This is a genomic window from Corallococcus sp. 4LFB (assembly GCF_046520365.1).
Lineage (GTDB): Bacteria > Myxococcota > Myxococcia > Myxococcales > Myxococcaceae > Corallococcus > Corallococcus caeni.
The window spans coordinates 1-1,618 of sequence record NZ_JBKGHJ010000940.1; the positions used below are offsets into that span (position 1 = coordinate 1).

Annotated in this window: 1 protein-coding gene; it reads right to left on the reverse strand. The window is 71.4% G+C overall.

Annotated features, from left to right (window positions below; all coding sequences use genetic code 11):
• On the reverse strand, positions 1-1,618 hold a 1,618-nt coding region (locus ACLEQD_RS43005; protein WP_410391735.1), incomplete at both ends, for a non-ribosomal peptide synthetase.

A 1,618-nucleotide genomic window follows, 5' to 3' on the forward strand; every position in this document is an offset into this window, starting at 1 on the left:
GCGCGGTGACGTAGCCGATGAGGCGCTTGTCCGCGTCCGCGCCCCGGGCCACGACGACGGCTTCGTTGATGCCCGGGAAGGCGCGCAGGGCGGATTCGATTTCACCCAGCTCGATGCGGAAGCCACGCACCTTCACCTGGAAGTCGACCCGGCCCAGGAAGTCGAGCGTGCCGTCCTCCAGCCAGCGCGCCTTGTCACCCGTGCGGTAGAGGCGCTCGCCCGGCGTGGAGGCGAAGGGGTGGGGCACGAAGCGCTCCGCGGTCAGCTCGGGGCGGTGGAGGTAGCCCCACGCGAGCCCGGGGCCTCCCACGTACACCTCGCCCGCGACACCCACGGGCACGGGGTGCAGGTTCGCATCGAACACGTAGGCCGTGGCGTTCGGGATGGGCCGGCCAATGGGGACGGGGCCGTCCACGCGCGTGTCGCGGTGCAGCGGCAGCGTGGTGGAGAAGGTCGTGTTCTCCGTCGGACCGTAGGCATGAATCAGCGTCGTGCCTTCGGCGAGCCGCGGGAGGTGATCTCGCAGCCGCGACCAGGGCATCACGTCCCCGCCCGTGAGGACCTGGCGCACCTCCGCCAATGCCTCGCCCTGGTGAAGGGCCAGCTGCTCGAAGAGGGCGGTCGTGATGAACAGCGCCGTCACGCGGTGACGGCGCAGCTGCCCGGCCAGCTCTTCCAGCGACAGGGCGTGGGCCGGAGGGAGGACGAGCTTCGCGCCGTGCAGCAGCGCGCCCCAGAGCTCCAGGGTGGACGCGTCGAAGGCGATGGGCGCGACCTGCAGCCACACCTCGCCGGGTCCGAAGCGCATGAAGGTGCTGCCGAGCACCAGGCGGGTGATGCCCCGGTGCGGCACGCTGACGCCCTTGGGACGCCCCGTGGAGCCCGACGTGAACATCACGTAGGCGAGCGACTCGCCGTGCACGCGGACGTCGGGCGCGTGCGTGGGCAGCGTGGCCAGGACGTCCTGCTGCGCGTCCAGCCACACGCGGGTGCCGGACGCGGGCAGCTTGGAGGCGAAGGGTTGATGCGTGAGCACCACGCCGACGTCGGCGTCCTCCAGCAGCATCGCGATGCGGTCCACCGGGGCATTGCGGTCCACGGGGACGAAGGCCGCGCCCGCCTTGAGGATGGCGAGCAGGGCGATGACCATCTCGAACGAACGCTCGACCGCGAGCCCGACGCGCGCGCCGGGAACGATGCCCAGCGCGCCCAGGTGATGGGCCAGTTGGTTCGCGCGGGCTTCGAGCCGGGCGTACGTCAGCGTCGCATCGCCCAGGACCAGGGCCACCGCGTCGGGCGTGCGCCGGGCCTGCTGGGCGAAGTGGACGTGGACGGGGAGCTCCATGGGACTCGCGACCCCGGTGTCGTTCCAGTCCACGAGGATGCGCTGGCGCTCCTCACGGGAGAGCAGCGGTAGCTCGGACAGGGCCTGTTCGGGCTTCGCGGACACGGCCTCCAGCAGCATGCGCAGGTGGTGGGCCATCCGCTCCACGGTGCTCCGCTCGAAGAGGGCGGTGCTGTACTCCAGCCAGCCGGTGAACCCCTGCGGTGAGTCCTGCATCGTCAGGGTGAGGTCGAACTTGGCGGAGCGAGCGTCGGAGGCGACCTGCTGGAAGGT